A 5860-nucleotide genomic window follows, 5' to 3' on the forward strand; every position below is an offset into this window, starting at 1 on the left:
GCGCCAGACTGCTTGCAGGGTCCAACGTCTACGTAACACGATTTTTCAATGACTTGCAGCAGGAAGGTAAAGTGCAGGCTTCTGTTGCCAGGTGCCTGCGAACCCCGCCTTACGCTGCTAGGCGCAAGGGCTTAAGTTTCGATCACTCGAACTGCTTACGCAGCCAGAGCCATCGGAGCACGGTTGTTATTGGCAACTGTACATATCGGACCGATAACGGTGGTACCTCACCGGGACAAAGCAAACCCCTTTAGACGTTCGTCGATCCTGTTTCGGCCCCATGTCCCGCCAATACGGGGTGTTGGTGGAGCCGCCGGGTACCGCCCCCGGGTCCGATCCGCTTATTACGAGCGCGTTTATGTCCATAGCCCGGGCGAACCCGAACACGTTGAATATATGCTCCGGCCAAGTGCGCCGCAAGGCCGGATGCCATTGAACCGTTTTCGCCTGTCCGCATGATCCGTGTCGGCGGTTCTGACGAAACGGATGTCTGAGGCGCAACGTCTGCTGGCATTGGTGCTTGTATCCTGCAATCAATGCGGGATTCTGGTGACCCCAAACACTCTTCAAACGGAATTATCTATGAGATTCGGCCTTATCCTCGCGGCAATGCTTCTGGTTTCTGGACCGGCGGCATCCGAAGGTGTTCCACATGCGGATATCTATGTCGTGGACCTTGGGGAGAAGGTCGATGGCCTGTCGCTGAACGCATATGTCAACGAATGGTGGCAATGGGCATTTTCCATGCGGCAGAGCGAGAGTCCTGTCAGCGATCTCACCGGAGAGTATTGCGGAGTGAACCAAAGGGGGCCGGTATGGTTCCTCGCAGGAGGTTACGGCACCTCGAAGATCAACAGGACCTGCCCGGTGCCGGAAGGACGTCACATCTTCTTCCCGGTGATCAACCTTATCGAATATACCGAGCCGGGTTCGGAGAAGTCATGCGACTCGGTCCGCGCGCATGTTGCCGAAAACAACGCCCGATATGTCTATGTGAAGGTCCGGCTGGACGGCAGCGAAGTCACGAATGCCGAGCGGTTCCGGCTCGCCTCCTCCGAATGTTTCGATCCGTTGTTGCGCGTTCCAGAGGCCTTCAATCCGCCGTCTTTCGCGCCTGCGGCAACCGATGGCTACTGGATGATGGTCCGTCCCTTGCCGGTTGGACATCACACACTCGAATTCCGCGCTTTCTATACCAACCCGGACGAGGAACTGGGCGACATGGTACAGAACATCACGTACGATCTGATGATCCTCGCACAATGACACAGCCTGCACACGCCACGGCTGACCGGCGTCCCGGGGCACGGGCACCCGTAAGACGACTGATGCCGTAGGTTTGAGCCGGTTTAATCCTATTGGGGCCTGAAGCCAGCCCTAAGCCCGGATGCCGCTGAAGCGTTTCTGCCAGTCTTCCCGGTCCTCGTCGGCGATTTTGGCAAAGAGCACCTCAGGCGTTTCGAAGGCGTGGCCGGGTTGCAGGGCGGTCAGCGCCTCGGCGATCGGGCCGGGCCAGCGTTTATCGTTGCAATTCATCGCCTTCAGCATCGCCGCCGATGCATCCGGGATGAAGGGTTCCGAAAGGATCGCATAAAGCCGGACGAGGTTGAGGCCCAGCCGCACCATCGCCGCCGCGCGGTCGGGGTCTTCCTTGAAGACCGACCAAGGGGCTGCCGATTGCAGGTATTCGTTGCCCGCGACCCAGATCGTGCGCAGCTCGGTCGCCGCCTTGCGGATCTCCATCGCCTCCATATGCGTCTCATAGGCGCGGGTGCGGGTTTCCAGTTCCTCGATCAGCGCCTGTGCGCGCTCACCGGTCTGGCCACCCTCGGGCAGCGCCTCGCCGTATTTCGAGCGGCAGAACTTGGTGATACGGCTGACAAAGTTGCCCAGAACGTCGGCAAGGTCCTTGTTGACCGAGGTCTGGAAGTTTTCCCAGGTGAATTCGCTGTCGGCATTTTCGGGCGCATGGCTGAGAAGCCACCAGCGCCAGTAATCGGCGGGCAGGATCGACAGCGCCTGCTCCATGAAGACGCCCCTGCCTTGGCTGGTCGAGAACTGGCCGCCATCGTAGTTCAGGTAGTTGAAGCTCTTGATATAGTCGACCTTCTTCCACGGCTCGCGGCTGCCCATGATCGTCGCGGGGAAGCTGAGCGTATGGAAGGGCACGTTGTCCTTGCCCATGAACTGGACGTAACGCACATCGTCCGCACCCTTGTCGGTGCGCCACCAGCGTTCCCAGTCGGCCTCGGTCTTGCCGTTCGCATCGGCCCATTCGGCGGTGCCCGCGATATATTCGATGGGCGCGTCGAACCAGACGTAGAAGACCTTGCCCTCCATGCCCTGCCACGGCGCGCCGTCGAACTGCACCGGCACGCCCCAGGAAAGGTCGCGGGTGATGCCCCGGTCCTGCAAGCCGTCACCGTCATGCAGCCATTTCCTGGCGATGGAGGTGGTCAGGATCGGCCAGTCCTGCTGACTGTCGATCCAGGCCTCGATCTCGCCCTTCAGCGACTTCTGCTTGAGATAGAGGTGCTTGGTCTCACGCACTTCCAATTCGGTCGAACCCGAGACAGCCGAGCGGGCATCGATCAGGTCGGTCGGATCGAGTTGCTTGGTACAGTTCTCGCACTGATCGCCGCGCGCCTTGTCGTATCCGCAATTCGGGCAGGTGCCCTCGATATAGCGGTCGGGCAGGAACCGGTTGTCAGCGACGGAAAAGACCTGGCTTTCGGTCACTTCCTCGATAAAGCCGTTTTCGGCGAGCTTTGCCGCGAAATGCTGGGTCAGCACATGGTTGCGCTGGCTGGACGAGCGGCCGAAATGGTCGAAGGACAGGCGGAAGCCTTTGGCGAGGTCGGCCTGCACGGCCCACATCTCGGCGCAATAGTCTGCCACGGGTTTTCCGGCCTTGGCAGCGGCCAGTTCGGCGGGCGTGCCATGTTCGTCGGTGGCGCAGATGAACATCACCTCATGGCACCGGCACCGCATGTAACGGGCATAGAGATCGGCCGGGAGCTGTGAGCCCACGAGGTTGCCGAGATGCTTGATGCCGTTGATGTATGGGATCGCAGAAGTGATCAGTATCCGGGACATAGATGCGCCTTTCCGTCCGTAGCCCGGTCGATTTACCGGCTTTGGCGAGGAAGGGCCAGAGGGTTCAGTCCGCCCCGTTCCGCTTCAGAAGGCGTCCGATCAGGAAGCTGGTGCGCGGTGTATAGACATAACGCGTCCGGTCTGATGGCGCGGGGCGGGCGCGCATGCGCAGCACGCCAAAGGCCAGAAGGCCCAGATGGATGACGGCGATGAAGACGAACATCGATGCGGGTCCGAATGACGCGATCAGCGTCGAGGCGATCAGCGGCGAGGCGATGGCCCCGATCGCGTAGAGGAACATGAGGGCCGCCGACAGTTCGACCCGTTCCTCATCGGTTGCGAAATCGTGGGCATGGGCGGTCGAGACCGAATAGATCGGCATCGTCGTCACGCCGAAAAGTCCGGCCGTCAGGAAGACCGCCGCCGTGCCGAGGCCTGACAGCGCCACCGTGGCACCGCAGGCCAGGGCGGCAGTCACCGAAAGCCACATGAGAACGGTCCGGCGATCGAATTTGTCGGCAAGCCAGCCAACCGGAAGCTGCGCGATCGCGCCGCCAAGGACGAAGGCGGCAAGAAAGAGCGCGATCATGTCGGCCGAGAGCCCGACCTCGATCCCGTAGATCGGGCCGACCATGCGAAAAGCTGCCGTTGAGACACCCGAAACGATGACGCCCGCGGCGGCAAGCGGCGAGCGCGCCCAGGCCATGGCGGGGCGCAGCCGTGGTGCCGCGGGCGTATCGGGCTGCGGCGCGCGGCTGACGGTCAGGGGCAGCAGGGCCGCACAGCAGATGATGGCCAGCAGGTTGTAGGAAAAATAGGTCGCCGGGCTCAGAACCCCGATGACAAGCTGGGCGGCAAGCGACCCGCCGACATCGACGATGCGGTAAAGCCCCATGGCGCGGCCGCGCGTCTCATTCGTGACCTTGGCCTGCAACCAGGCCTCAATGATCGTGTAGCACCCGGCGACGCATGCGCCCGAGGCCATGCGCAGGATCGCCCAGGCGATGGGATCGACGATCATCATATGGGCGATGAGCCCGATCGTACCCGCCGCGGTGAAGGCGGCAAAAGCGCGGGAATGGCCGACCGTGCCCATCAGGCGCGGTGCCCACCAGCAGCCGATGAAGAAACCGAAGAAATGCGCCGACCCGAGTATACCGACTTCGGCAGTGGAAAAGCCAAGCTCCACCCCGGAAAGCGCATCAAGCGGCGCCACGCCGCCGGTGCCGAGTTGCAGAAGAACGACCGAGAGAAAGAGGGCGGCGAAAGAGATCAGAAGGCGCATCTGGCAGGTCCGGTAAGGCGCGGCTACCTTGTCTGCTTCGTTTCGGATTGACCAGAGGAGAAACGCCCCTTCCACCCTGAGCCGGATGTTTTCAAAAGGAGCGCCCGCAAGCGGGCGCAAGATATGTCTCATACCCACTGCAATGCAGCGGGTATTCGGATTTGCCTCCGGCGGGAGTATTTGAGAACAGCAGAAGCATTCGTTGATTTCTTCTGTTCTCAAATACTCCCAGCGGAGCGAATTCGCACGCAGTGCCAGAAGGCTTGTGCCCGCGTTTCGCGGGCACGCAATCAGATTACAACAGGTCAGCCAGCGCGGCGGATGCGGGCGAGGATCTTAAGCCGGACTTCGTCACCGACCATGTCGGGGAAACCTGTCGCGCCGAAATCGGAGCGGTTGACCTTGCCGGTCAAAAGGATCGAGAGGTTTTCGCGGTGGCCGGGCGTAGTGCCGTCGGGCCGGTAGAGCCGGGCGTCGAGTGTGACCTCGCGCGTGACACCCCGGATCGTGATCAACCCGGTAACGGATGCGCCGGTATCGGTCGGGCGCACCTTTGTGCTTTCAAAACGGATCTCGGGGTGGCTGCCGGTATCGAGGACGGAATTCCCCTTCATGGCCTGGGTTGCGAAGGGAAAGCTCGCCCGGGCATTGTCAGCCGACAGGGTGACCGTAACATGGCTCGCGGCGGCATGATCGAAATCGAGGCTGAGCTCTGCCGATGTGACCGGCATCCGCCCCCGGATCGGGGTTTTGCCGAAATCCGTCTCGAAGCCGACAGCGGAGCCTTCGGTGTCAAGCACATAGCTCAGCGGCGCGGCATGGGCGGCGGGGATGAGGGAATGACCTGTCACGAGGCTGCAAAGCCGTAATCCCGCAAGAAGTGCGAACAGGATGACGACAATGGTCCGGTTACGGGCGATGCGCATGTCAGCTCCGGGGATTGGGCTGGGTCAGTCTATACCTCAAGTCTGTTCCGAGGCACTCATATCCGCGTGATCCGAATCCGGGTCGGAGGATTTCAGCCGGGCGAGGGCGAAGCCCGAACGGTCCTTCTGCGCGGTGAGGGTCCAGCTTTGCGGCGGATCGGCCCGGGCGCGAAGCCGGTCAAGGCGCCATCGGGTGCGGTCCATCCCATGGTCGGGCGCGATGGCCCAGCGGCTTTCGACCCCGGCCGCGCCGCCCGCCCCGGGCGTCAGCATCAGCCCGGTCGGTGTCACCCGTCCGTCCTCGGCCCCGGTCTCTGCGGCGAGGTGCAATCGTCGCACCGGTGTCAGGCGCGGCGGTTCGGGCAGTTCGGCCACGACAAGCGCCACCGCCCCGGCGCGCAAGCCTTCCTCGAAGCACCACAACATATCCTCGGGCCGACGCGGGGTGACAAAGATCAGCCGCCCCGGCTCAATGAAGGGAACCACCCCTTCGGGGAACAGACGTTCGGGCAGCCAGCCGGGCCGCAGCCAGAGCACCGGGCCTTGCGTGCTC

General features: G+C 62.3%; 5 protein-coding genes and 1 other RNA gene. 1 reads left to right on the plus strand and 5 read right to left on the minus strand.

Features of this window, described 5'->3' with window-relative positions:
• Positions 1-70: 70 nt before the first annotated feature.
• Positions 71-424, minus strand: a transfer-messenger RNA (tmRNA) gene (gene ssrA, locus WBB85_RS13675).
• Positions 425-486: 62 nt separating this feature from the next.
• Between ssrA and WBB85_RS13680 the strand changes: the two genes are divergently transcribed.
• Positions 487-1266 carry a hypothetical protein gene (locus WBB85_RS13680; RefSeq protein WP_432639162.1) on the plus strand — a complete coding sequence of 260 codons (780 nt, stop codon included), beginning with the start codon at positions 487-489 and terminating at the stop codon, positions 1264-1266.
• A 111-nt stretch (positions 1267-1377) separates the two neighbouring features.
• On the opposite strand, the gene metG is transcribed toward WBB85_RS13680, so the two are convergent.
• The 4 genes from metG to WBB85_RS13700 all read right to left on the minus strand — a co-directional run.
• Positions 1378-3096, minus strand: coding sequence for a methionine--tRNA ligase (gene metG / locus WBB85_RS13685; RefSeq protein WP_432639163.1), 1719 nt, complete (start codon positions 3094-3096; stop codon positions 1378-1380).
• A gap of 64 nt (positions 3097-3160) precedes the next feature.
• Positions 3161-4381: an MFS transporter gene (locus WBB85_RS13690; RefSeq protein WP_432639164.1), complete on the minus strand. Its 1221-nt coding sequence runs from the start codon at positions 4379-4381 to the stop codon at positions 3161-3163.
• 305 nt (positions 4382-4686) lie between these two features.
• Positions 4687-5307 carry a YceI family protein gene (locus WBB85_RS13695; protein ID WP_432639165.1) on the minus strand — a complete coding sequence of 207 codons (621 nt, stop codon included), beginning with the start codon at positions 5305-5307 and terminating at the stop codon, positions 4687-4689.
• Positions 5308-5343: 36 nt separating this feature from the next.
• On the minus strand, positions 5344-5860 hold a 517-nt coding region (locus WBB85_RS13700; RefSeq protein WP_432639166.1), incomplete at its 5' end, for an ImuA family protein.

This window comes from Albidovulum sp., assembly GCF_049646345.1.
Classification (GTDB): Bacteria; Pseudomonadota; Alphaproteobacteria; order Rhodobacterales; family Rhodobacteraceae; genus Albidovulum.